Source organism: Bifidobacterium oedipodis, assembly GCF_012932425.1.
Taxonomy (GTDB): domain Bacteria; phylum Actinomycetota; class Actinomycetes; order Actinomycetales; family Bifidobacteriaceae; genus Bifidobacterium; species Bifidobacterium oedipodis.
Window position 1 is genome coordinate 379,805 of the sequence record NZ_JAAIII010000002.1, and the last position, 26,066, is coordinate 405,870.

The 26,066-nt window shown below is 59.1% G+C and carries 15 protein-coding genes and 1 pseudogene; 5 read left to right on the forward strand and 11 right to left on the reverse strand.

The window, feature by feature from the left end; translation table 11 throughout:
- Window positions 1-52: 52 nt before the first annotated feature.
- The 3 genes and pseudogenes from G1C95_RS04785 to G1C95_RS04795 form a co-directional block, all read left to right on the forward strand.
- Window positions 53-1,096 (forward strand): annotated as a pseudogene (locus G1C95_RS04785) (AAA family ATPase); the annotation flags it as partial.
- Window positions 1,093-2,367 (forward strand): DUF58 domain-containing protein, encoded by a 1,275-nt coding sequence (locus tag G1C95_RS04790; RefSeq protein WP_169171804.1) that lies wholly within the window; start codon window positions 1,093-1,095, stop codon window positions 2,365-2,367. The pseudogene G1C95_RS04785 and the gene G1C95_RS04790, both read left to right, overlap by 4 nt.
- The gene (locus tag G1C95_RS04795; protein ID WP_169171805.1) at window positions 2,364-4,673 is read left to right on the forward strand and encodes a transglutaminase TgpA family protein; all 2,310 of its coding nucleotides are present in this window, start codon (window positions 2,364-2,366) and stop codon (window positions 4,671-4,673) included. The genes G1C95_RS04790 and G1C95_RS04795 overlap by 4 nt, the downstream gene beginning before the upstream one ends.
- A gap of 211 nt (window positions 4,674-4,884) precedes the next feature.
- Here G1C95_RS04795 and G1C95_RS04800 read toward each other — a convergent pair whose 3' ends face one another.
- The 4 genes from G1C95_RS04800 to G1C95_RS04815 form a co-directional block, all read right to left on the reverse strand.
- Window positions 4,885-8,922, reverse strand: a complete 4,038-nt coding sequence (locus tag G1C95_RS04800; protein ID WP_169171806.1) for a DNA-directed RNA polymerase subunit beta' — start codon at window positions 8,920-8,922, stop codon at window positions 4,885-4,887.
- A gap of 103 nt (window positions 8,923-9,025) precedes the next feature.
- Window positions 9,026-12,589, reverse strand: a complete 3,564-nt coding sequence (gene rpoB / locus G1C95_RS04805) for a DNA-directed RNA polymerase subunit beta (protein ID WP_169171807.1) — start codon at window positions 12,587-12,589, stop codon at window positions 9,026-9,028.
- Between the two features lie 342 nt (window positions 12,590-12,931).
- Complete coding sequence (locus G1C95_RS04810) at window positions 12,932-13,621, reverse strand: hypothetical protein (protein WP_417852258.1); 690 nt, start codon at window positions 13,619-13,621, stop codon at window positions 12,932-12,934.
- Between the two features lie 76 nt (window positions 13,622-13,697).
- Window positions 13,698-14,585 (reverse strand): HhH-GPD family protein, encoded by an 888-nt coding sequence (locus G1C95_RS04815; RefSeq protein WP_240947439.1) that lies wholly within the window; start codon window positions 14,583-14,585, stop codon window positions 13,698-13,700.
- A 98-nt stretch (window positions 14,586-14,683) separates the two neighbouring features.
- On the opposite strand from G1C95_RS04815, the gene G1C95_RS04820 reads away from it, so the two are divergent.
- Window positions 14,684-15,328 (forward strand): tRNA (cytidine(34)-2'-O)-methyltransferase, encoded by a 645-nt coding sequence (locus tag G1C95_RS04820; RefSeq protein WP_169171808.1) that lies wholly within the window; start codon window positions 14,684-14,686, stop codon window positions 15,326-15,328.
- 76 nt (window positions 15,329-15,404) lie between these two features.
- Here the strand turns inward: G1C95_RS04820 and G1C95_RS04825 are convergent, their stop codons facing one another.
- From G1C95_RS04825 to G1C95_RS04845, 5 genes are all read right to left on the reverse strand, one after another.
- Window positions 15,405-16,769: a PFL family protein gene (locus tag G1C95_RS04825; RefSeq protein WP_169171809.1), complete on the reverse strand. Its 1,365-nt coding sequence runs from the start codon at window positions 16,767-16,769 to the stop codon at window positions 15,405-15,407.
- 21 nt (window positions 16,770-16,790) lie between these two features.
- Complete coding sequence (locus G1C95_RS04830; RefSeq protein ID WP_169171810.1) at window positions 16,791-17,063, reverse strand: ACT domain-containing protein; 273 nt, start codon at window positions 17,061-17,063, stop codon at window positions 16,791-16,793.
- 291 nt (window positions 17,064-17,354) lie between these two features.
- On the reverse strand, window positions 17,355-18,605 hold the full coding sequence (gene galK / locus G1C95_RS04835; protein ID WP_169171811.1) for a galactokinase: 1,251 nt from the start codon (window positions 18,603-18,605) through the stop codon (window positions 17,355-17,357).
- Between the two features lie 34 nt (window positions 18,606-18,639).
- Window positions 18,640-19,890 (reverse strand): galactose-1-phosphate uridylyltransferase, encoded by a 1,251-nt coding sequence (galT, locus tag G1C95_RS04840; protein WP_169171812.1) that lies wholly within the window; start codon window positions 19,888-19,890, stop codon window positions 18,640-18,642.
- Between the two features lie 5 nt (window positions 19,891-19,895).
- The gene (locus G1C95_RS04845) at window positions 19,896-20,699 is read right to left on the reverse strand and encodes a DeoR/GlpR family DNA-binding transcription regulator (RefSeq protein ID WP_169171813.1); all 804 of its coding nucleotides are present in this window, start codon (window positions 20,697-20,699) and stop codon (window positions 19,896-19,898) included.
- A gap of 162 nt (window positions 20,700-20,861) precedes the next feature.
- On the opposite strand from G1C95_RS04845, the gene G1C95_RS04850 reads away from it, so the two are divergent.
- Window positions 20,862-22,010, forward strand: coding sequence for a quinone-dependent dihydroorotate dehydrogenase (locus G1C95_RS04850; RefSeq protein ID WP_169171814.1), 1,149 nt, complete (start codon window positions 20,862-20,864; stop codon window positions 22,008-22,010).
- Between the two features lie 146 nt (window positions 22,011-22,156).
- Here G1C95_RS04850 and G1C95_RS04855 read toward each other — a convergent pair whose 3' ends face one another.
- Together G1C95_RS04855 and G1C95_RS04860 are read right to left on the reverse strand one after the other, a co-directional pair.
- Window positions 22,157-23,506: an NADH:flavin oxidoreductase/NADH oxidase gene (locus G1C95_RS04855; protein ID WP_205832706.1), complete on the reverse strand. Its 1,350-nt coding sequence runs from the start codon at window positions 23,504-23,506 to the stop codon at window positions 22,157-22,159.
- 174 nt (window positions 23,507-23,680) lie between these two features.
- A complete protein-coding gene (locus tag G1C95_RS04860) occupies window positions 23,681-26,017 on the reverse strand; it encodes a transglycosylase domain-containing protein (protein ID WP_169171815.1) in 2,337 nt (778 codons plus the stop codon).
- Window positions 26,018-26,066 lie beyond the last annotated feature (49 nt).

Below are 26,066 nucleotides of genomic sequence, written 5' to 3' on the forward strand. Positions count from 1 at the left end.
CGATGTCACGATAGTATCCGACGCCACGATAGTATCTGACACCACAATGGTTTCCCATGCTGCTCAGCTGTCCGACGCCACACTGTTGTCCAGCACAAGGCAGTCCACCGCTATCCCGCCGCCTGCCATGAGTATCGCTGCCTTTCAGCGACGATTCGCGGATATATGCGACACCATAGGCACGGTGGTGGTAGGCAAACCGTTGCCAATCAAGCGCTGCGTCACAACGTTGATCGCGGGCGGCCATATCCTGATCGAAGATGATCCGGGAACCGGCAAAACCCAATTGGCGCGCGGATTGGCGAATGCCATCGCCACCAGCTTCAAACGAATCCAATTCACCCCGGATCTGCTGCCCTCCGATGTGATCGGCGCAACCATTTGGAACCAGCACGCCAGCGGATTCGAGTTTCGCCCCGGCCCGATTTTTGCTTCCATCGTGCTCGCGGATGAAATCAACCGTGCTTCGGCGAAAACACAATCCGCCCTGCTGGAGGTTATGGAGGAGCGCACTGTAACCGTCGATGGCATTACGCATGCCGTGCCACAACCTTTTATGGTGCTTGCCACCCAGAACCCCGTCGAGCAACTCGGCACATACCGGCTGCCTGAGGCACAAATGGATCGGTTTGTGATGACAACCGGCATTGGTCACCCCAGTCATGACAACGCAATCGATATTCTGACGGATTTGGATTGTATGGATCGCGCACAAACCGTACGTCCAGTAATCGATGTGGATGAACTACTGCTCATGCGCCAGGCGATGCGCGACGTATATATCGATGACGCTATTCGCGACTACATCGTGCGCTTAACCGAAGCCACCCGTCATCATCAGCACATCGCCGCAGGCGCCTCCATGCGCGGTGCTCTGGCCATGGCTCGTTGCGCCCGCATTTGGGCGGCCTCGGATGCCAGAAGCTATGTGCTGCCCGATGACATCAAAGAGCTTGCGCCAGCGGTGTTCACGCATCGCATCAGATTAAGTGCAGAGGCGAAATTCAACGATATCAACACTGGTGAACTGCTCGATGAAATTCTCGACACCGTACCTGTTCCACTATCCGGCCACGCGCAAAGGAGCAGCAGATGAATCTCACCGCACTGCTCAGTTTCACCCGCACACCGCATCCCCGATACATCACGCGCAGGCAATGCGCGACGCGCGAGCAATCAGGTGACGCAGACATAGCCCGACGTTGGCGAAAACTCTTCGTTTGTCTTATCGCACCACTTTCGCCAGTGGGATGGGCCACAATCGCGCTATGCGTCTGTTCGTTCGCTTTCTTCCCGTGGCTCGGCTGGCAGGAGATCCTAGCCTGTGGGCTGACAGCATTGCTGATGCTGCTGACTGGCGTGGCACTAGCCATGGGCAATACCAAATTCGATGCTTCGATGGCACTTTCCGATCATCATCTTGCCATCGGAGACACGCTATCGATAACTGTGACTTTCACGAATGCCGGCAAGCGATCTACGACAAAAGCCCAAGCGAATCTGTGCCTTGGCACAGATACAACCACATTCGTTATTCCCCGCATGCAATCAGTCCAACAGCACCAAACCACAGTGTTTTGGAACGCCAAACATCGCACTGTGCTCGCTGTGGGTCCGCTGCTGGCATGCAAGGCGGATCCACTGGGCTTAATCCGCCGCAACACCACACTGGTTAAGGCGACCACCGTATGTGTGCACCCTGAAATTCTGATGCTGGACACGTTTGATATCGGCACGATCAGGGATTTGGAAGGCCTTGCCAGCAAGCGGATTGTGGATGACGATCTGGAATTCCATGGATTGCGCGAGTATGCGCACGGCGATGACATCCGCAATATCCACTGGCTCAGCTCCGCCAAACACAGCACGCCAATGCTGCGTCAATTCGAAGCTACGAACAGGGCCGATATTGTTATCGGTCTCAACACGGACGCACAAGGCTATGCCACTGCCGAAGAATTCGAATTGGCGGTCAGTATATTCGCTTCGATTGGTGTCTCCTGTATTTCAGCCAGCCAATCACTCATCGCCTATGCAGGGGCATTGCGCCTGAACACGTGCGCCACCGTAGATTTTCTTGATGCCACCAGCGGCATTGCTATGAGCCAGGAATCAAGCATCTCCACATATATCGCAACGATGACTCAGCATGGCAACGACGTCTCTGCAATGCTGACGGTTATCGGATCAGGCGAAACAGATGAAGCCGTCACAACCATGGCATGCGCCTTGCCGAGGCAGGTATACCGCATTGTGGTGCGCATGCGCCGAAACGCCTCATGCGCCATATCGCATTGCGAGGGATATATGGTGGCCACCGTTGGCGCATTAGGTGATCTGCCCCGTGTTATGGGAGCAATACCATGAGCGGTTCCGCAGTTTCCCCTATGTTCGTTCCTTCCACACCGCCAACCGGTCGATCTGCACCAGCAGCCAGCCTGTCTGCAACCGTCAGCGAGCGCATCGCGAGCTTGGCAGCAATCACAGTGATGATGCTTTGCGCCGAGGCGAATCTGTGCGACGTGTATGCCGATACTGCACGATGGCTTGTTGTCATTTTCATGTCCACAGCTTTGGGGCTTGCTGCCGCAGTTTGTGTTTGGAGCCGCGCAGGCTGGCTGTCGTTAGTGGTTATGTCCATTGGCCAACTGCTGCTCGGACCGGCAATCACAATGGGCCCACGTTTCTGGGAGTATGGGATTGCTGCCGTAGCGGAATCATTCAAGGTGATTATCGCCGTCGCTCCTCCGATAGGAACCGATAATGGCAGCCTGATGGCAGCGTGGACTATTGGACTGTGGCTTACGTTCATGGCAGGAATATGCGCATTGCACACCAGCCGAATCATGGCCTTGATGTCAGCATTGCCTTTGGGTGTGGCTTTGGCCGTCTGCGCATTGTTGGGCACAACAGACGGTTGGTATCGCGTACCTTGCGGCATTGTGTTCGCCGTTACATTGATGCTCTGGTGGGCAGTTAGGCTGGGAACGCTGGCTGCTGGCCGTCTGGTCGCCATCGTGGCAACACTATGCTGTACAGCGGTCGTAACGTGGTGCTGCACCGGTTTGTTGACAACGCATCGTTTGGTGCTGCGAGATCATTACGTTCCGCCATTCAGCAAACAGAGCCTGTCCAGTCCGCTCAGCGGCATGCGATCATATGTTGCCCGGCATCGCGATGATGCGTTGCTCAGTGTCACTGGCCTGCCTGCCGGGGTGCCGGTGCGTCTGGCAGTTATGGACCGCTTCGATGGTTCGGTGTGGAATTTGTCGGATCAGGCTGCGGATTTTCGACGTGCCGGCGCCGCCCTGTCTACACATGTGTCGGGCGAGACTTTTGAGGCGCTGTTCACTGTGGAATCCGATTTCGAAGAACTGTGGCTGCCGTTAGCAGGTGATCCCATTACCGTGGATTTCAATTCCACAGCTGTGTCCCCAAACTGGTATGTCAATGCTGATACTGGTGCCGCCCTGATTGCCAATGGGCTGACGGAGGGCTTTTCCTATACCGAATCTGGCGTCGCTGCTCCCGCACCTGATCATCGACGTATCGCAAAAGCACAGGCGGAACTGGTTCATCAACCCGAGTCCCACGATGTTCCCGATGTGGTAGGCGAATGGGCTGTCTCCATCACATCAGGTAATTCAACTGCGGGTGCCGCGGCCCTCGCATTGGAACAGACCTTGCGCGATGCCGGATGGTTTTCCCATGGACTAGATGGTGATTATCCGTCGGCCGCCGGCCATGGCAGTTATCGCATCAACTCGTTGCTCAGCGGTGACGCCATGGTGGGAGACAGTGAACAATATGCTTCGGCCATGGCGTTGATGGCTCGGGAAGTAGGATTGTCATCGCGTGTGGTTTTAGGATTTCCCAATAATGCGAATACAACAGCTAACGAATCCGAATCTGATTCCAAAGAGCCGGTCACGTTCACTGGAGAGGATCTCGCCGCTTGGGTGGAAATCAAGTTGCGGGGATTGGGGTGGGTTGCGTTCTATCCGACACCAGATGCCAGCAAGATTCCCGATGATCATGAGCAGTTGAGTCCGCCGAACCCTCGTACGCTGATCCGCCAACCGCCAGTGCCATTAGTCGATCCGCTGCGTGACGAATTGCGGGTTACTGGCGAAAGCACCATTGCGGGATCTCCAGCCGTCCCTGATATACCGACTCCTGCACCACCAGTGTGGCGGCATGTCGCATATATTGCGGTGATTGTGTCCAGCCCATTATGGGTGATGGCGTGCATCGGCGCAATCATCATCGCATGTAAAGCCGTGATGCTAGCCATGGCGCGAACTCGGGGCGATGGCAGCGACCGCATGACTGCAGGCTGGAGAGCCGTGGCAGTGTTGGCCGCGCAATGTGGCATCAGCGTGCATGGCACACGTCGTGAGCAGGCCTCGCATATCGCCCATGCCCTAGCCATTCATCAGCAAACGGTATGTCTTCTCGCATCCGACGCAGATTACGCTGCATTTTCCGGCCGGCCCATCACTAAGGAACAAGCTGCAACGTATTGGCATGGTGTCACACGCATGCGTTGTGCAATGTTGCGTGCACTGCCTCGAATGCGCCGCATCAAAGCACGAGTCTCGTTACGCGGGCAACTGGCTCTGCTTGCCGATCGTCATATCCGCCCGCCGCCCATATGTCGCAAGTCCCGGTAAGGCGAGCACCATTGCGAATCCATCGTAAGAACCGTCGCAAGGATTATTGCAAGGATTATTGCAAGGACTATTGCAAGAGCCATCACGCACTGGAGATACATCATAAAAAGGGTCTGAAACCCTTTCGGATTTCAGACCCTCACAGATGTGCACGGCCTTGCACAATCAACCAACATCAATGTGGTTGCTTGCGTGTTTGGCCGTATGCGGATTACTCGTCCAGATCGCTCTGGCCGCCCTGATCGCTCAGGAAGTCATCCGGGTTGAAGTCGTCGCCGAGCTTCAGGTCGCCGAATTCCAAGCTGGAGAAGTTCAGATCGGACAGGTCGGCATCGGAGAAGCCGGCATCGCCCATGTCGCCATCGCCACCCAGACCGAAGTTCGGGTAGATGGTGTCGCGGATGGCCTTGTCGGGCTCAACCACGGCGTTACGGTAGCGAGCCAGGCCAGTACCAGCCGGGATGAGCTTACCGATGATGACGTTCTCCTTGAGGCCCTTGAGGTCATCGACCTTCTCGGAGAGGGCACCTTCGGTGAGCACGCGGGTGGTCTCCTGGAAGGACGCGGCAGACAGCCAGGAATCGGTGGCCAACGACGCCTTGGTGATACCCATAAGCGCCGGGCGGCCGACGGCCGGCTTACCGCCGTTCTTGACGACGTTGCGGTTGATCTCGCGGAAGCGGGCGTTGTCCACCAGCTCACCGGGCAGCAGATCGGTGTCGCCGGAGTCGATGATGGTGACTCGGCGGGTCATCTGATGCACGATGACCTCGATGTGCTTGTCGTGGATATCCACACCCTGGGAGCGGTACACAGTGTGCACCTCTTCGACGATGTTGACCTGTGCGGCGCGCTTGCCGAGGATGGTGAGGATCTTCTTGGGATCCACAGAACCTTCGACCAGCTGGGTGCCGACCTTGACGTGTTCGCCGTCGGAAACCTTCAGCGGCACGCGCTTGGACACCTGATAGGTGATCGGCTTGATGATGCCCTCTTCCTTCGGAGCGCCGGAATCGGCGTCGGGAGTGAGGATGATCTGGCGGCCGCGATCGGTTTCCTGGATCTTGATGTTGCCGGCGAACTCGGTGATCGGGGCCTCGCCCTTCGGGGTACGGGCTTCGAAGAGCTCGGTAACACGAGGAAGACCCTGGGTGATATCGGAAGCCGCGGCGACGCCACCGGAGTGGAAGGAACGCAGCGTCAGCTGGGTACCAGGCTCACCGATGGACTGGGCGGCGACGATACCAACGGTCTCGCCGACATCGACGAGCTTGTTGGTGGCCAGCGACCAGCCGTAGCACTTGGAGCACACACCGCGCTTGGATTCGCAGGTAAGCACCGAACGGCACTTAACCTCTTCGACGCCATGGGCCACGAGGTCGTTCAGCACGTCCATGGACAGAGCATCATCACGCTTGTACAGCACGGTGGTGCCGTCGGCCGGGTCGATGACATCAGCGGCGAGCAGACGGGAGTACGGGCCACCGTCAGCGGCCTTGACCAGCACGAGGTTGCCGTCGGCGTCGCGGTCGGCCACGCGAATCGGCAGACCGGCCTTGGTGCCGCAGTCCTCTTCGCGCACGATCACGTCCTGGGAGACGTCGACCAGACGACGGGTCAGGTAACCAGATTCTGCGGTACGAAGTGCGGTATCGGCCAGACCCTTACGAGCGCCGTGCTGGGAGATAAAGTACTCCAGCACCGACAGGCCATCGCGGTAGTTGGACTTCACCGGTCGGGGGATGATCTCGCCCTTCGGGTTAGCCACGAGGCCTCGCATACCTGCGATCTGGTTGATCTGCATCATGTTGCCTCGTGCACCAGACTGCACGATGATGGCCAGGTTGGAGGTCGGATCGAACTTGTCCTCGACTTCCTTAGACACTTCAGCGGTGCACTCGGTCCACAGGTCGATGAGCTCCTGACGACGAGCCTCTTCGGTCAACAGACCCATATCGTAGTTGGCGTTGACCTTGTCGGCCTTGGCCTCGTACTCGGCGATCTTCTCGTCGCGCTCGGGCGGCTCGTTCACGTCGGAGAACGCGAAGGACACGCCGGACCACGGGGCGCGGGTGAAGCCGAGATCCTTCAGGGCATCCAGGGTTGCGGCCACCTGCTGGGTGGAGTAACGCATGGCGATGTCGTCGACGATCTTCGACAGACGGCCCTTGGCCACCTGGTCGTTGACGAACGGGTAGTCAGTCGGCAGCGTCTCGTTGAACAGGATACGGCCGTAGGAGGTGGCGAACAGCACAGTGCCGTCGTGGAAGCGCTCTTCCTTGGCGACATCCGGCTCGCCTTCGCGCGGATCGAGCACCTTGACCTCGCCGGGCTCCCAGTTCTTCGGCAGCACGAAGTCCTCGGGCAGACGAATCAACACCTTGGCCTGCATGTCGATCTCATGGCGGTCGAGTGCCATTTCGGCCTCTTCCAGCGAGGAGAACACGCGGCCCTGGCCCTTAGCACCTTCAAGCACGGTGGACAGGTAGTACAGACCGAGGATCATATCCTGAGAAGGCATGGTCACGGTGTGGCCGTCGGCGGGCTTCAGAATGTTGTCGGAAGCCATCATCAGCGAACGGGCCTCAGCCTGGGCTTCGGCGCTCAGCGGCAGGTGGACTGCCATCTGATCGCCGTCGAAGTCGGCGTTGAAGGCGGCGCAGGCCAGCGGCGGCAGGTGGATGGCCTTGCCTTCCACCAGAATCGGCTCGAAGGCCTGGATGCCCAGACGGTGCAGCGTAGGTGCACGGTTGAGCAGCACCGGGTGCTCGGCGATAACCTCTTCGAGCACGCCCCACACCTCGGAGTCGCCACGGTCGACCAGACGCTTGGCGCTCTTCATGTTCTGTGCGAAGTTGAGATCGACCAGACGCTTGATGACGAACGGCTTGAACAGCTCCAAAGCCATCGGCTTCGGCAGACCGCACTGGTGCATCCTCAGCTCCGGGCCGACCACGATCACGGAACGGCCAGAGTAGTCCACGCGCTTACCGAGCAGGTTCTGACGGAAGCGACCCTGCTTACCCTTAAGCATGTCGGACAGGGACTTGAGCGGACGGTTCGAAGCACCGGTGACCGGACGGCCACGGCGGCCGTTGTCGAACAGGGAATCGACAGCCTCCTGCAGCATGCGCTTCTCGTTGTTGAGCATGATCTCAGGAGCACCGAGTTCGATCAGTCGCTTCAGACGGTTGTTGCGGTTGATCACACGACGGTACAGGTCGTTCAAATCGGAGGTGGCGAAACGACCACCGTCAAGCTGAACCATAGGCCTGAGGTCCGGCGGAAGCACCGGGATCACGTCAAGCACCATGGCCTCCGGCTTGTTGCCGGTGGTCAGGAAGGCGTTGACGACCTTCAGACGCTTCAGCGCCTTGGTCTTGCGCTGCTCGGAGGCATCCTTGATCTCTTCCTTAAGCTCCTTGGAGATGGACTCGAGGTCGAGGGACTGCAGACGCTTCTTGATGGCCTCGGCACCCATGCAGCCGTCGAAGTAGTCGCCGTAGCGATCCTGCATTTCACGCCACAGATCCACATCGTCGACCATGTCGCCGGGCTTGAGCTTCTTGAACTTGTCGAAGACAGCATCCACACGAGCGATCTGATCGTTGTAGCGGGTGCGAATGGCGGCCATGTCACGCTCGGCACCGTTACGCAGCTTGGCACGGGCCGGGCCCTTGGCTTCGCCAGCCTCCTCGAGGGCGTGCAGATCCTCCTCGACCTTCTTGGCGCGGGCTTCGATGTCGGAATCGCGGCGCTGTTCAAGGCGCTTGATTTCGGCATCGAACTCGTCCTGCAGGCCGGGCATGTCGTTGTGGCGGGTTTCATCGTCCACTTCGGTGACCATGTAGGAGGCGAAGTAGATCACGCGCTCCAGGTCCTTCGGCGTCACGTTGAGCAGGTAGCCCAAACGAGAGGGAACGCCCTTGAAGAACCAGATGTGGGTCACGGGGGCGGCCAGTTCGATGTGGCCCATACGCTCGCGGCGCACGCGAGAGCGGGTCACCTCGACGCCGCATCGCTCGCACACGATGCCCTTGAAGCGCACGCGCTTGTACTTGCCGCAGGCGCACTCCCAGTCACGGGTCGGACCGAAGATCTGTTCGCCGAACAGACCGTCCTTCTCGGGCTTCAGGGTGCGGTAGTTGATGGTTTCCGGCTTCTTGACCTCGCCGTGGCTCCAGCCGCGGATATCGTCGGCAGTGGCCAGGCCAATGCGAATCTTGTCAAATGCGTTGACGTCCAGCACTTGTTAATCCGTTTCTGTTGAAAATATTTCGTTCACGCTTGTGTCCGGGCCGGGCTGGCCGTGCGCGCCTCATGAGGGGCACGGCCAGCCCGATCCCGTGGGATCACTGGTATTCGGGCTCGTCGATAATCTGGTCTTCCTTGGCGGCCGCGTCGGGGCGGGCACCGATGTTGAAGCCAAGATCGTCGGAAGAGCTCACCGGATCGTCTTCCTCGTCCTTCATGTCGATGGCCACGCCTTCGGCGTTGAGCACCTCGACATTCAGCGACAGGGACTGCATTTCCTTCAGGAGCACCTTGAACGACTCGGGGATGCCTGCCGGCGGCAGGTTATCGCCCTTGACGATGGCGCCGTAAACGCGCACGCGGCCGTCAACGTCATCGGACTTGGTGGTCATCATCTCGTGCAGCGTGTAGGCGGCACCGTAGGCCTCGAGGGCCCACACCTCCATCTCGCCGAAGCGCTGGCCACCGAACTGGGCTTTACCGCCCAGCGGCTGCTGGGTGATCATCGAGTACGGGCCGGTGGAGCGGGCGTGGATCTTGTCGTCGACCAGGTGGTGCAGCTTCAGCATGTACATATAGCCCACGGAGATCGGCTTGCCGTAGGGCTCGCCGGTACGGCCGTCGAACAGCGTGGCCTTGCCGTCGGGGCCGACCAGACGGTCGCCGTCGCGGTTCGGCAGCGTGGTGGACAGCAGGCCCTTAAGCACTTCAGGCTTAACACCATCGAACACCGGGGTGGCGGTCGGGGTGCCCGGCTCGGCCTTCTCGGCACCGGCAGGAATGTACTTCTTCCATTCGGCCTCAAGATTCGGGTCGAGGGAGATGTCCCAACCGGAGTGGGCGATCCAGCCGAGGTGCAGCTCAAGCACCTGACCGAGGTTCATTCGCGAAGGCACGCCCAGCGGGTTCAACATGATGTCGACCGGGGTACCGTCTGCAAGGAACGGCATATCCTCTTCGGGCAAGATGCGCGAGATGCAGCCCTTGTTGCCGTGACGGCCGGAGAGCTTATCGCCCACGGTGATCTTGCGGTGCTGGGCAATGTAGACGCGAATCATCTGGTTGACGCCGTTGGGCAGCTCGTCGCCGTCCTCCTCGGCATCCTCGCGGGTGATCTCCTTGACGCCGATGACGGTACCGGTCTCGCCGTGAGGCACACGCAGCGAGGTGTCACGCACTTCGCGGGACTTCTCGCCGAAGATGGCGCGCAGCAGGCGCTCTTCCGGAGTCAGTTCGGTCTCACCCTTCGGGGTGACCTTACCGACCAGGATGTCGCCGGCTTCAACCTCGGCACCGATGCGGATGATGCCGCGCTCGTCGAGGTTGGCCACCGCGTCCTCGCCGACGTTCGGCAGGTCGCGGGTGATCTCTTCGGCACCCAGCTTGGTTTCGCGGGCGTCGATCTCGTATTCCTCGATGTGGATGGAGCTCAGGGTGTCGTCCTGCACGAGGCGCTGGGAGATGATCACGGCGTCCTCGTAGTTGTAGCCGTTCCACGGCATGAAGGCGATGAGCAGGTTCTTGCCGAGGGCCAGTTCGCCCTTTTCGATGGCCGGACCATCGGCCAGCACGCTGCCGGCTTCCACACGTTCGCCGTCGTGGATGATCGGACGCTGGTTGTAGCAGGTGGTCTGGTTCGAACGCTGGAACTTGGCCAGCTTGTAGGAGCTGGTGGTGCCATCGTCGTTCATCACGCGGATCAGGTCGGCGGAGACGTAGGTCACCACGCCATCCTTATCAGCCTTGATCACATCACCGGAATCATTGGCGGCGCGCCATTCGGAGCCGGTACCCACCAGCGGGCGCTCGGATTCGATCAGCGGCACGGCCTGACGCTGCATGTTGGTACCCATCAGCGCTCGGTGGCCCTCGTCGTGCTCCAGGAACGGAATCAGGGAGGCACCGAGGGAGACCATCTGGCGCGGGGAGACGTCCATGTAGTCCACGTCGGAGACGGGCACATCGACTGCCTCTTCCTCGCCCACTCGGGCAAGGGCGGACTTGGAAACGAAGTTGCCGTTCTTGTCCAGCTCCTGGTTGGCCTGGGCGATCACGTGGTCAAGATCGCGGTCGGCGGTCATGTACTCGACCTCGTCGGTCACATGGCCGTCCACGACCTTGCGGTACGGGGTTTCGATGAAGCCGAACGGGTTCACGCGGCCGAAGGTTGCCAGCGAACCAATCAGACCGATGTTCGGGCCTTCAGGAGACTCGATCGGGCACATACGGCCGAAGTGGGACGGGTGCACGTCGCGCACCTCCATGGAGGCGCGGTCACGGCTCAGGCCGCCGGGGCCCAGAGCGGACAGACGACGCTTGTTCGTCACACCAGACAGCGGGTTGTTCTGATCCATGAACTGGCTCAGCTGGGAGGTGCCGAAGAACTCCTTGATGGTGGCGTTCACCGGACGAATGTTGATCAGGGACTGCGGGGTGATGGCCTCGGCGTCCTGCGTGGTCATACGCTCGCGCACCACGCGCTCCATACGGCTCAGGCCGGTGCGCAGCTGGTTCTGGATCAGCTCGCCGACCTGGCGGATACGACGGTTGCCGAAGTGATCGATATCATCCACGTCCACGCGCAGGTCCACGTCCTCGCCGTTACGCTTGCCGGCGAAGGTCGACGCACCATCGTGCAGTGCCACCAGGTACTTGATAGTGGCGATGATGTCTTCGACATGCAGCGCACGATCGTTGAAGTCGGCCTCAAGGCCCAGCTTGCGGTTGATCTTGTAGCGGCCCACGCGCGCCAGATCGTAGCGCTTGGTGTTGAAGTAGAAGGAATCCAGCAGGTTCTTGCCGGCCTCCGGCGTGGGGGTGTCGGCCGGGCGAATCTTGCGGTACAGATCGACCAGAGCCTCATCCTGGGTTTCCAGCGTCTCACGCTGCAGGGCATCGAGCACCAGCGGATAATCCTTGAACGCATCGGCGATCTCGGACTTAGTCATGCCGATGGCCATCAGGAACACGATGGCGGACTGCTTACGCTTGCGGTCCACGCGCACCTGCGGCTGATCCTTCTTATCGATCTCGAACTCAAGCCATGCACCGCGGCTCGGGATGATCTTCGCGCCGAAGACCTCCTTATCGGAGGTGCGATCCTGCTGGCGGTCGAAGTACACACCAGGAGAACGCACGAGCTGCGAAACAATCACACGCTCGGTGCCGCCGATGATGAAGGTGCCGTGCGGAGTCTGCAGCGGGAAGTCGCCCATGAACACGGTCTGGGATTTGATTTCGCCGGTGTCGCCGTTCTCGAACTCGGCGTTCACGTACAGCGGTGCGGAGTAGGTGTAGTCCTTCTCCTTGCATTCCTGCACGGTGTGGCGCGGCTCCTCGAAATACGGATCCGAGAAGGTCAGGCTCATGGTCTGGGCGAAGTTCTCAATCGGAGAGATCTCGTTGAAGACCTCATCGAGGCCGGAGACGTGCGGCACGGTGTTGGTGCCGTTGGCCTCATCCTCGGCAACGCGCTTCTTCCAGCGGTCGGCACCGATCAGCCAATCGAAGCTGTCGGTCTGCACGCCCAGCAGGTAGGGCACGTCAATGGGTTCCTTGATGGAACCGAAGTTCACGCGGTCCGACGCCTTGTGCAGATCAATGTCGTGCTGGTCGGCGCGCGCGATGATGGTGGTGGTGTTCGTCGTAGCTGTGTTAGCCAATGGACGTTCCTTATCGCTCGCTAATTGAAGTAATTCCCCGGGGAGCGCCGGCGTGGCCACCATATGCCTACGCGGGCGCTTCATCGTCGTAGTATGCCCGCAATATGACATACCTCATACAAAGTCATAAGTATATTGTGGTGCCTTGACTATATTGTGTTGGCGATTCTTTGTTCATTCAACAGCTTTGTTGTTGTTCTTGTGGCGTGTGGCGCGGGAGGTCGGCGTATCCTGTTCGCGGGATCGCTCCAGGCCGCTCGGGCCAAGCTTTACGCCCGCGAACAGGATACGCCGACCTCCCGCTTACTTGGCGCTAGTTGGTTGCTTTCTAGCACTAGCTGGCTATTGCACGGTGAAAACTACTTGTTCGGATTTGACTTTGGGGTTGTCTTTTAGGCTGAGCTGAGCCACGTAGGTGCCGGGATTGACTTTGGCCCAGGTGTCTTCGTCAGTGCATTCGGTCAGTGTGGCGTTGGCGTTGGTGTTCCAGTCGATTTTCTGCGAGTCCTTGTCGCCCTTGGCCATCAGCAGCATGCGCGCATCGACTTCGCACACGTCGGAGCGATAAATCGTCTCGTTGCCTGAGGTGATCGTCAGCACACGATTGGAGTCGGAGCCATCCACTAGGCATGAACCGGATCCTTCATACACCATGCCGGCTGTGAACTGCATCGTGCCGCCGACTCCAACGGATTGGGAGGCAGCAGTCAGCTGCAAAGTCAGGTCTTTCGCCGAGCAGTCTGTAATGCCGCTTTTCTTGACGCTATTCGGTTCGGGCACACTATCGCGCGAAATCGCATACACCTCGTCGTGGCGTATCACCGTACCGATGGCCGCGAACCCACGCGACAGGCTATACACGCAAAACACCACCAGCGCGAGCGACACCACCAGCGCAACGCCCACAACAATGCGGCGGCGGCGATATATCGCCCGCTGCCTTTTGCTGAGCTTGCGCTTGCCGCGCTTGCTACGCGACTTGCTATTCTTGCCGCCCTTGACCGGCCGGCTCCCACGAAACTGCTGTGCCATAACGGTTTTAAGTGTATGGGTGACTCCTGTCATCCGACGCGCCTATGGTCTGATTTTCACAGGTTATTTCAAGCCTTTATTGCGGCAGGCTCAACGACCCATCAGCATGGATATCGATCAGCCCATCTTCATCCAAACCGGCGATACAGGAGGCTAGCTGCCCTTGATCCGACCACAGTAGGTTGGCGGTTGTTCTTTCCAACGTTGTTCCGGCTGGCATATCACGCAAAGCGGCAAGCACAATGCCGCGCACTTGGCGATCCGTACCCTGGAATCGTTGACGCGGTCGAGTGCGCCGCTCCCCCAGCCCCGGCCGCCCAGCTTCAAGAAACATGCACTGTTCAGCAATCGGGCAGGCATTGCACAGGGGCGTCTTGGCGGTGCAGATTACGGCGCCCAATTCCATTACCGATTGATTCCATGTCACTGTGGGCTTACTAGCGCCATCAATCGGATCATTGGGCAGTACGGCGTTGGCGAGTTCACGTTCGGCTGCGCTGGCTGAGCCGCCTAATGACTCTTTGCCAAGAAACACACGGCTGAGCACACGGCGGATATTCGTGTCGATTACAGCGATGCGTTTACCAAATGCGAAGCTCAGCACGGCCGACGCCGTGTAGTCGCCGACGCCGGGCAACGCCACCAGCTCGTCATAAGTGCGTGGCAATTCGTCGCGATAGTCGTGGGCAACGACCTGTGCGCATTCCTGCAATCGCAGCGCGCGGCGCGGGTAGCCGAGACGACCCCACATGGTGATGACCTCGGCCTTGGGCGCGGCGGCGAGCGCTGCCGCATCCGGCCAACGATCCATCCAAGCAGACCAATACGGCACCACCCGACTCATCTGTGTTTGTTGGCTCATCACCTCGGAAACCAAGACGCCCCACGGCGTTGCCCTGCCAAACCGCCACGGCAGATCACGAGCGTTTGCCTCCCACCAAGCCGCAAGACGCGTCGCCACCATTCGAACATGCACTTCCTCGTCATTCCGAGCGGAGAGCGAAGCTCGGAGTCGAGAAATCTCATACGCAGTGTCGTTCATCATTCATATTCTTAGCAGCTATGACGAACGACATGAAACGCCCCGAAGAGGCACAAGTCGAGAAAATGTTCGAGTACGGCTATCGCAAGTCGAACTACGGCCCTGACGAGTTGGTGACCGATGCGCACGGCAATCCGATTTCCGTGGTCGATGCGATGCTTACCGCCGAAAAGGCCGCGGCCACTGAAACTGTGACCCCGCACCTGTGCTATTACAGCCCGCGTATTCCGGGCAATACCGGTTCGGCAATCCGTCTGTGCGCGGTGACCGGCACGATTCTGCACTTGGTTGAGCCGCTGGGCTTCAACTTGCGCGATACGAAACTGCGTCGAGCGGGGCTTGATTATCACGATATGGCGCATGTGGTGCTGCACCCGAATTTTGAGAATCTGGTGGAATCGATGCCGGATTCGCGCATCATTGCGTTCACCGCGCATGCCACCAAGCTGTACACAGAAGTGGAATACCGTCCGACCGATATTCTGCTGTTTGGCCCGGAACCGGGCGATATTCCCGATCCGATGGATATTATGGCCGGCCCGCATGTGGCCGAGCAGGTGCGACTGCCAATGCGCCCATCCCTACGCTCCCTGAACCTGACGAATTGCGCGTCCATCGCCATCTATGAAGCTTGGCGCCAGCTCAACTTCGCCGGCGGAAAGTAAACGAAATGAGTCCGGGGTGTCTGAAGAGGCACACCCGGACTCGTCGTTTAAGATCACTGCCAGAACTTAAATACTGTCAGTTCTTGAAGGAGTGGATCGGGGCAGGAATACGACCACCGCGGGTCACGAACGCCTCGCAGCTGGCACGATTAACCGGCATAATCGGCGCATAGCCCATCAGGCCACCGAAGTTGGCCATTTCGCCCACGCCCTTGCCGGCAACCGGAATCACGCGCACGGCGGTGGTTTTCTGGTTGACCATACCGATGGCGGCTTCGTCGGCGATCAGGCCGGAAATCGTGGCGGCAGTGGTGTCGCCCGGAATCGCGATCATGTCGAGCCCCACCGAACACACGCAGGTCATGGCTTCAAGCTTCTCCAGTGTCAGGCAGCCGGAGGAAGCGGCGTCGATCATGTTCTTATCTTCGGAGACAGGGATGAACGCGCCGGACAGACCACCCACATACGAGGACGCCATAATGCCGCCCTTCTTGACCTGATCGTTGAGCATTGCCAACGCGGCGGTAGTGCCGGGCGCGCCGACCTGCTCCAGGCCGATCTTCTCAAGCACTTCGCCCACCGAATCGCCCACGGCCGGAGTCGGAGCAAGCGACAGGTCGATAATGCCGAAGGGAATGCCGAGGCGACGGGACGCCTCCTGGGCTACCAGCTGACCCACGCGCGTGATCTTGAACGCGGTGCGCTTAATCGTCTCGCACAGGAATTCGAAATCCTTGCCCTTGGCTTCGTCCAGAGCGCGGGAAACAACGCCCGGGCCGGAAACACCGACGTTGATCACAGCGTCGCCTTCGGTTACGCCGTGGAATCCACCAGCCATGAACGGATTGTCGTCAGGCACGTTGCAGAAGGCCACGAACTTGACGCAACCATAGGAGTCGTTGTCGGCCGTGCGTTCGGCGATGGCCTTGATGATATGGCCGAGCAGTTCGACCGCGTTCATATCGATGCCGGTTTTGGTCGAGCCGACATTCACCGACGAGCAGACGATGTCGGTTTCGCTCAGCGCCTGCGGCAGGGATTTGATGAGCAGCTCCTCGGCCGGAGTCATGGCCTTGGAGACGAGCGCGGAGTAACCGCCGATCAGATCAACGCCGACTTCCTTGGCCGCGCGATCCAGAGCGTGCGCGATTTTGACGAAGTCTTCGGAGCTTTTGCAGCTTGAGGCACCGACCAGCGAAATCGGGGTAACAGTGATGCGCTTATTGACGATCGGGATGCCGTAGTCACGTTCGATGGCCTTGCCGGTGGACACCAGATCCTTGGCGTAGGTGGTGATTTTGCGGTAAATGTTGTCGCAGGTTTCGTCCACGGAGTCCGCCGCACAGTCCAGCAGCGAAATGCCCATGGTGATGGTGCGTACGTCGAGCTTTTCCTGCTCGATCATCTTGTTGGTCTCGTGGACCTCCATGATATTCAGCATGGTGTCAAATCCTTTCGAGACTCAGATACGGTGCATCTTGGTGAAGATTTCCTCGCGCTGGCAGCGAATGCGCACGCCGATGTCGTCGCCGAGATCCTCCAGATTGCCGACCATCGCACCGAAATCCTTATCGGCATTGGCATAATCGACAATCATCATCATGTTGAAGAATCCGTCGATGATGGTCTGCGAAATATCCAGCACGTTGACATTGTGCTGAGACAGGTAGGTGCACACGCGCGCGATGATGCCAACCGTATCCTGGCCGACAACGGTGATGATTGCCTTATTCATGGGACTCCCTTGATATCCGAAAACAGACGGTTTTCCCAGTATAAAAGTCAGATAAGAAAAGCTCCCGTTTCCATTCCAAAACGGGAGCTTTGCCACGGTATTACCGGATCACGCTGCGACGTGCGTCATGCTTCGCGTGCTGAACCGTCAAGCGGAGGCCCCAGTGGGGCCTCCGTAGGTGAAGGGAGCAGCTACGCTGCGACGCGCGTCACGCCTCGCGTGCTGAACCGTCAAGCGGAGGCCCCAGTGGGGCCTCCGTAGGTGAAGGGAGCAGCTACGCTGCGACGCGCGTCACGCCTCGCGTGACGCGCTCGGAGCCGCATACGCAGCAAGAGCACGCGGCGCATGGAAGCCTTGGGCTTCGAATTCGTCGGCGATCTTCTGGGCGACTTCCTGAGAGCGGCCCTTATCCACCAGCGCGATGATGGAGCCGCCGAAGCCGCCGCCGGTCATACGCGCACCGTAGGCGCCGTTCTTGCGGGCCACGTCCACGGCCACGTCGAGTTCAGGCACGGTGACCTCGTAGTCCGCAGCCAGGGAATCGTGGGAGGCGTTGAACAGACGACCGGACGCCTCGATATCACCCTGTGCGAAGGCACGCACGAAGGAACGCACACGCTCGATCTCGGTGACCACGTGACGCACGCGCTTCTTCATGGTCTCATCATCCAGCGCATCCAGAGTCTCCTTCAGCGCCTGGAACTGATCGTCCGCCTTGGCAATGCCATCGGCGGTGACGCGCAGGTTGGCCACGCCAAGGATGTCCGCGGCCTTTTCGCAGGTGGCGCAGCGCTCGGCGTACTGACCATCGTTGAGCTGGTGCGGTGCCTGGGTGTCAACCACCAGCAGCTCCAGACCATACTTGTCCAGGTCAAAGGCCTGCTGGGACACATTCTCCAGCGGGGTGAGTTCCGGACGGCAGTCGAGCAGCAGCGCGTGGCCTTCGGTGCAGCGCATGGAGGCGTTCTGGTCAAGGCCACCGGTGGAGGCACCGGCCATCTCGTTCTCCGACTTGATGGCGGCGTTGATCAGGGTCACACGACCAGCATCGGAGGAGCCGTAGCCCAGGCCATACACATCATCCAACGCCAGCGCGGTGGAGCAGGTCATGGCGGCCGAGGAGCTCAGGCCGCTGCCCAGCGGCACGCAGGACGAGAATGCAGCGTCGAAGCCCTTCACCTGATCGAAGCCGGCTTCGCGCAGTGCCCAGGCCACGCCCACCGGATAGGCAGCCCAGCCGTCAACGCCCTGAGCCTTCAGTCCTTCAAGATCAGCCTCGGTCACCTTGTCGGGGGTGACTTCGGAGACCACGCGCACCTTGGTGTCTTCACGCGGCTTCAACGCGATGAAGGTGCGGTGCGGCAGGGCGATGGGCAGGCACAGGCCCGCATTGTAATCAGTGTGTTCTCCGATCAGGTTCACACGGCCGGGGGCACCCCACACGCCGGCGGGCTCTTCGCCAAAGGCCTTCACAAACAGATCGGTGGCGTTCTTCACGCCCTCGTCATGCGAGAGCGGCTCAATGAATTCAACAGCAGTCATTGCTTTACCTCATTAATCCTGTTGTGAGTCCTGGTCAGTCGGCGATATCGATGGCACCGAGCTCATGGAAACGCTTGGCGATGAGTTCGGGGGTGGTGTCGGAGATCCAGGCGGCCATGCCGGATTCGGAGCCGGCGAGGTACTTGATCTTGTTGGCGGCGCGGCGGAAGGAGAAGAACTGCAGGTTCAGACGATAGTTCTCGCGGCGCGGGTCGTGAATCGGGGCCTGATGCCAGGCGGCGATGTACGGCAGATCCATGCCCTTGCCGTCACCCTTGTCGAAGAAGGCGTTGCCGCGCTTGAGCAGGTGGGAGTACATGGAGGCCAAATCCCAACGCTCTTCGTCGTTGAGCTCGTCCAGGGTGAGCACGTCACGCACGGGGGCCACATGCACCTCAAGAGGCCAACGGGCGGCGGCCGGCACGTAGGCAACCCAAGAGTGGTTGCGCATCACGATGCGTTCGCCGGCTTCGATTTCGGCGTTCATAATATCCTTGAGCAGGTTGCCGCCGGTCTTCTCATGGTAGGCCTCGGTGTGCTTAAGTTCCTTCTCCATCTTCGGAGCGATGAACGGGTAGCAGTAGACCTGACCGTGCGGGTGAGCCAGCGAAACACCGATTTCAGCGCCGTGGTTTTCGAACGGGAAGATCTGTTCAATGCCATCCATCTTGGAAATTTCGGCGGTGCGGAAAGCCCAGGCCTCCACCACAGTGCGCAGGCGGGAGACCGGCAGATCAGCCGGCAGGCCGTTCTCATCAGGGTCGAAGCAGATCACTTCGCAACGGCCGGCGGCTAGCTTCTTCTCCCACAGCGGGTTGCCATCAACAAATTCCACGGCTTCGGAACGGCCGGGCACCTTGCACATGGAGGGGAAACGGTTTTCGAACACCACGACGTTGTAGTCAGTGTCGGGCACTTCGCCGTCCTGGTACGGATCGCCGGGCTTGCGGGCAGCCAGCGGGTTGCCCTTGGCGGTGGCACCGGGGCCTGCGGTGATCGGGCGGTTCATACGGGCGGTGGCCATCGGGATCCAGTCGCCGGTCAGCGGGTCGCGGCGCATTTCGGGGGCCGCGTAGGGCACCTCTTCGCCGGCGGCGTTCAACTGGTTGGAGAAGCGGTACGGCAGATCGCGCGGATCCTTGAGCTCGCGGGTCTTGGCACCGGAGACGTACTCGGGGTCGTCGTCCAGGTAGAAGAAGTCGCGTCCGTCGGCGAGGGTCGTCGGCGTGATGCGAATATGCTCCTTTGCGTACGCACCGGGCGTGTAGCTGGCAAATTCAGCCATGGTGTTCACTCACTTTCCTCTGTGATCTCGCTCTGGTGGGCCAGAACGAGTTCCTTTACCAAATCCTTGGTTTTGGCGGCGGAATCGGGATCGAGCCCGTCGTCTGTTATGACCGTGTCGACCTGGTCGAAGCGCGCGAACAAAGACAACGACGTGCAGCTCCACTTGGTGTGATCGGTCAAAATTATGGTGCGATCGGCGATGTCCATCATCGCCATATCGGTGGCGGCCTCAAGCGAGTTCGGCATGAGGAAACCGCGGGGAATCGACACCGAATGGGTGCCGAGGAATACAGTGTTGACGCGCAGCGAGGCGACCACCTTGTCGGCGATGGGCCCCACCAGCGAATTCGAGCGGGTGATTACACCGCCGGTGACGATCACTTCGACGTCCTTGGATTCGAGGGCCTGCACAAGTTCGGCCACCGGAATCGAGTTGGTCAATATGGTAATCCCGCTGGATTGCTGCGATTCAAGCAGATGCTGGGCGAAGACGTAGGCTGTGGTACCGCCGCCGATGGCGATAACGTCGCCGGGGGCCACATATTTCACAGCCTCCTGAGCGATTGCGTCCTTGAGTCCGATATCCATTTGCGATTTGACGGAGAACAGCGGTTCGCTCAGCAACGTGCTGGTGGTCACGGCACCGCCGTGAACGCGCTTAAGCAGGCCCTTATCGGCAAGCTCCGCGATATCGCGGCGGATGGTCATCGCTGACACACCCAGCTCCTTCGATAGCGCGGTGATGCGCACGGCACCACGTGTGCGCAGCCTGCTCAAAATGAGGTGCTGACGTTGTGACGAAATCATGCGAACATTATCGCACATAATTTCTCACAAAACAAACCACTTTGAGTGTTTCGCGCACAAGAACGTAGCAGCGTGGCCTCAACCGTCGCGGCACCCCTCAAAAACGGCATCATAGCAACCAAACACTTCCCTCACCGGGCCGCAGCGTTGTATTGTTGCTCTATGACCTATGTTTCGACAAGCTTTTGGCACGACGCCGTCAATAAAGCCACCACCGACCTGTTCACCTTCGGCTATAAGCACATCATCAAGCCGAATTTCGTGTTCAATCACCGCCCGGATGAGGCGCACGATCAGATGATCGACTTCTGCCGCATCGTCAAGCATGTGCCCCCGCTGCTGTGGGCCGAGCGTACGATGCTCGACTACACCGATCCCATTCTGGAAACGACGGTGATGGGCGTTGACTTCACCAACCCGTTCGGCCTGTCCGCCGGTCTTGACAAGAACTGCGAAATGCCCGTGGTGCTTGATAATGCCGGCTTCGGCTTTGAAACAGTGGGATCCACCACGTCACGTCCCTGCCCCGGCAATCCCAAGCCTTGGTTCCACCGCCTGCCTGAATACGATTCGATGATGGTGCATGTAGGTCTTGCCAACATCGGTTCGGATAAGGTGATCGAACGCGCGGAGAAGGCATGGACGAACGCACGGCAGATGCAGATGTCTGTGTCGATTGCCCGCACCAACGACAAGTTGACCGGTGATTTGGACGAGGGCATTGAAGATTATTGCATTTCGATGCGTCGCGCCGCCGGCCACACCGCCATGGTGGAGGTCAACGTCTCCTGCCCGAACACCACTGCTGGTGAACCGTTCACTGCTGATCCGAACAATCTCGACCGTCTGTTCGGTGCGTTGGATGCTATCGAACGCCCGCAGCCCACGCTGGTCAAGATGCCGCTGAACAAGTCTTGGGATGAGTTCAAGGCGTTGGCCGACGTGCTGGCCGAACATAATGTGCAGGGCCTGTCCCTTGCCAACCTGCAGAAAGATCGCACCGGCTTGGAAATCCCGCGCGATTGGGAGGGAGGTCTTTCCGGAGGCCCATGCTATCAGGCCAGCAACGCGCTGATTCGTAAAGTTCGCGCAGAATACGGCGATCGTTTTGCCATCGCCGGCATCGGAGGCGTGTTCACCCCTGAACAGGCGTATGCCAAGATTCGCTCTGGCGCGAATCTGGTGATGTTCATCAGCTCGCTGATGTACCGTGGCCCGCAGCAGATCACTGTGCTCAAGCGCGGTTTGGCTGAATTGCTGCGTCGCGATGGATACGATAGCGTCGCTGAAGCCGTCGGTGTGGACGCGTAACCCAAGCGAATGCAAGCGAGCGTATAAGAGCTACTAAAGAATAGGCAACCCACGCTGAATATTACTTTGGCCTCCGTCGATTACCGTAATCGGCGGAGGCCAAAGTATTAGCAAGCAAACGCTACAACACGAGATCAGCCGGCAGTTCAGTAGGCACCGCGCACATACTGGCGCGGATACGGCACGTCCGCAACCGGCACGCCAAGCTTGTCGGCGGCGCGCAACGGCCAGTACGGATCCCGCAGGCCGGCTCGGCCGATTTCCACCGCATCCGCCTCACCGCGAGCCAGCACCTTGGCAGCCTGCTTGGGCTTGGTGATCAGTCCCACAGCGGTTACCGGCACGTCAGCTTTGGTGCGTATCTGTTCGGAGAACGGCACCTGATAGCCGGGCTTAACCGGAACCGACACCCCTGCGATGATGCCGCCGGTGGACACATCCACCAAGTCGACGCCATGCTCCTTCAAGATGCGCGACAGCGCGATCGTCTGATCCAGATCCCAGCCTCCGGCCGCCCAATCAGTGGCGGAAACACGCACCAGCAACGGCACATCCTCACCAATCACCTCGCGCACGGCGTCCACAATCTGCACGAGGAAGCGAGAACGCCCTTCCAAGTCTCCGCCGTATTCGTCGTCACGCTCATTGCTAAGCGGGTCAAGGAACTGCGAGATCAGATAACCGTGCGCCGCATGAATTTCAATCGCCTGGAAACCGGCTGCCACCGCACGTCCGGCAGCCGCAGCGAAGGCACCCACAATGCCGTGAATCTCATCTACCGACAGCGCACGCGGTTTATCCAATCCACCAAAGGCAATTTCGCTGGGTGCCACAGTGGGCCAGCCACCGGCCTCAGCGGGCACGGTTTGGCCTTCATAGCCCACAGCGAAGCAACCGGTCGAAGCTTTGCGGCCAGCATGATTGAGCTGGATGGCGGCAGTGGCACCAGCGGCCTTGATATCGTCCACAATCCAACGCCAGGAATCAATCTGCCAGTCTGCCCACAATCCCACGTCGCACGGCGAAATACGGCCTTCGGGTGCTACGGCAGTGGCTTCGACGATCACCATGCCGAACCCACCCAATGCACGGGAGACATAATGCTGATAGTGGAATGGCGTGGGACGGCCGTCGCGTGCGAAAGCAGAATAGGTGTCCATCGGGGGCAGCCAGATGCGATTGCGCACGGTGAGCTCACGCAGTGTAATCGGATCGAACAGTCCGGGGCGAGTCTGCTTCGCCGGCTTAGCAGCTGCTTTCTGCGCGCTGGATTTGCTGCCCTTACCTGGCTTGCCGGATTTACTGCTGGACTTGTCTTGAGTAGCCTTTCCCTTCCCCTTAGCCTTGGCGGCCTTATCTTTAGACTTGTCCTTGCCTCCGCGATCGCCGCGCAAATCCTGCTCGTTCTGGGCGTCCGCCATGGCCGCCGCCTTCAGATCAGGCACGTCGAAGCCTCGAAAGTCGAAGTTCTCATGCTTCAGTTCGTTGTCTGCCATCGTTCCTCTTTCCGATGCATTCGCTGTGTGCCAACCAATTGCCGACCGACCCATCGTCGCCCGAAGCGCCAAGGCGCATCGCAACACACCTTTTTATTGTAAAACGGGCGTCGCCACAAATGGCGAACGCCCGTCAACTACGTAACCAATGGTGGTATCACCAACGGTGTTGCATCACTGCCCAGTGGACTGTTGCGTCTGACCGTCCTGCGAATTCGATGTGTCGGACTGGTTGGTGTTCGCATCCTGCTGGTTGGTGGAGTTCTCGGACTGCTGCGACGTATCCGTTCCCGAGTTCTCGGAAGTCGAGTTCCGCTGCTGCGTGGTGGGGTTCGAGAACGTACGCCCGCCGATGCCGACATACTTGCCGGTGGTCATATACTTCGCAGCGGGAGTGCCGTAGTTGTTGCTCTTTTCCGCAGGAACATTCTTTGCTGCAACATACTTGTTCAGGAACGACGACAGTGCGGGGGCTGTAATAGTACCGCCATCCCAGTAGCTCCTGTACACACCGTTGATGGAGATATTCGAGATACGGTGGTGTTCAGGATCCTGTGCATCGCCAATCAGGCCGAACACGGAGATTTCGTCAGGAATAAACGTTCCCGCCGTCACCGAGTAGTCGCCCGATGTACCGGTTTTACCGAAGGCTTTTCGCCCATCGTCGAATTTGAAGGCGAAACCTGCACCATCGGATCGTGTTGTGCCTTGGTTCAACGTGTACGCAAGCGTTTGGATAATGTCCGAATCAACCGCCTGATGGCAGTTGGCGGACGGCACCTTCAGTGATTCGCCGTCGGTGTTGGTCACCTTCTTGATGGCGATGGCATCGCACTGCACGCCATTGGAGGCATACACGGCGAAAATCGAAGCCATGGTCAGCGGGGACACGTTCACCGAACCGATGGTCATAGCCGGGGTAAACACACCGGTTTTGTCGATGGTTTCGCCTGAATAGGCGTCATGATAGCCCACTTCGGTTGCGGTATCGGCGATGGCGCACAGCTTGATAACCGAACCCATAGAAGCCTGGGTGGTGTTATGCGAGCGCACCAAACCGTCGAACGGGGTTTCCGGGTTCACGGTACCTGATCCCAGCGCGTTCTGCACATCCCATGAATCAGCGCCGCCGCTGTATCGGTCACAACTGAAATCGGTGGTGGCATAACGTGTGGAGGTTTGCAGGTTCTCCATAATGGAATGGCCTGCTTCCATCCATGCAATCAGGTTGATGGGCTTCCACGACGAGCCAATGGTGAAGCCCGTACCACCACCATCCGCATAATCCACGGCATAGTTCTGCCCCGATTTGGTTGGATCGTCGGCAGCGGCTGGTGTGGCGTCGTAATATCTGTTCAAACCGAAGCCCAATACTTCGCCGGTGCCAGGTTTGACTGCAGCCGCCGCAAATTCCATACCACTGGAATCATCTGGAGGCACGGTTTCACGTGCGGTTTCCATCAACAGCTGGTTGGTCTGCACATCCAGCGTGGTGACGATTTCCAGACCGCCCTCCTGCAGCAGCTTACTGCGTTCGCTGACGGTCTCACCGAATTCCTTGGAGTTTTGAATCTGGTGCACTACGTAATCGCAGAAGAAGGCGTAGTCGCCGGCATCCTGGCAGCCTCGGTTGACCTCGGTGATGTTCAGCGTATCTTTCAGCGGCGTATTGACAGCGTCCTCATATTCCTGCTCATTGATATAGCCCTCTTGCAGCATGAGCTTGAGCACGATGTTGCGCTGTTCCTCGGCGGCCGGCTGGTTTGCTTCAACCGAAGGATCGTACAGGCTCGGGTTCTTGGTAATGCAGGCGATGGTGGCGGCCTGCACGATGTTGAGGTCTTTGGCGGAAACACCAAAATACTTTTGTGCCGCGGTCTCCACGCCATACAGGTTGTTGCCGAACTGCGCGATGTTCAGATACCCCTGCAGGATCTCTGCCTTGGAGTACTTCTTCTCCATCTGCACGGAGATCAGCATCTCACGAATTTTACGTGCGACGGTGTCTTCGGTGGCATGGTACTGGGCGATGGGATCGTCGTCTTCAATGCCCTTCATCAACAGCACATTCTTCACATACTGCTGAGTAAGCGACGAACCACCCTGATGATTGTCCAACAGGTAGTTCTGAATAAACGCACGCAGCACGCCCTGCACGTCGACGCCGGCATGGGTCCAGAAACGTCGATCCTCGCGGGCCACCACGGCCTTCTGCATAATATCGGAGATGTCCTTCAGCGGCACGACGATACGGTTCTGGTTATAGAACGTAGCGATCACGGTGGTGCCGTCGTTTGCGTACATCGTTGATTTCTGTGGCAGCGAGGTTACATCAAAATCCACGTCTTCCACGCTGAGCGTCGGGATAACGGTTTTGGCGATTTTATTGACACCAAACACCGCCGGCGCAAACAGCACGCTGGTCACGGCACCGCCGGAGGCGGCGAGCATCACATAAGCCAGCAGGAGAACAAGCACACGTTTGACAGCGGGAGTCTTCTTTTTGGGCATGGGGCCATTCTAAATGGGATGCCCTACCAAGCCAGTGAATCATCCGCCT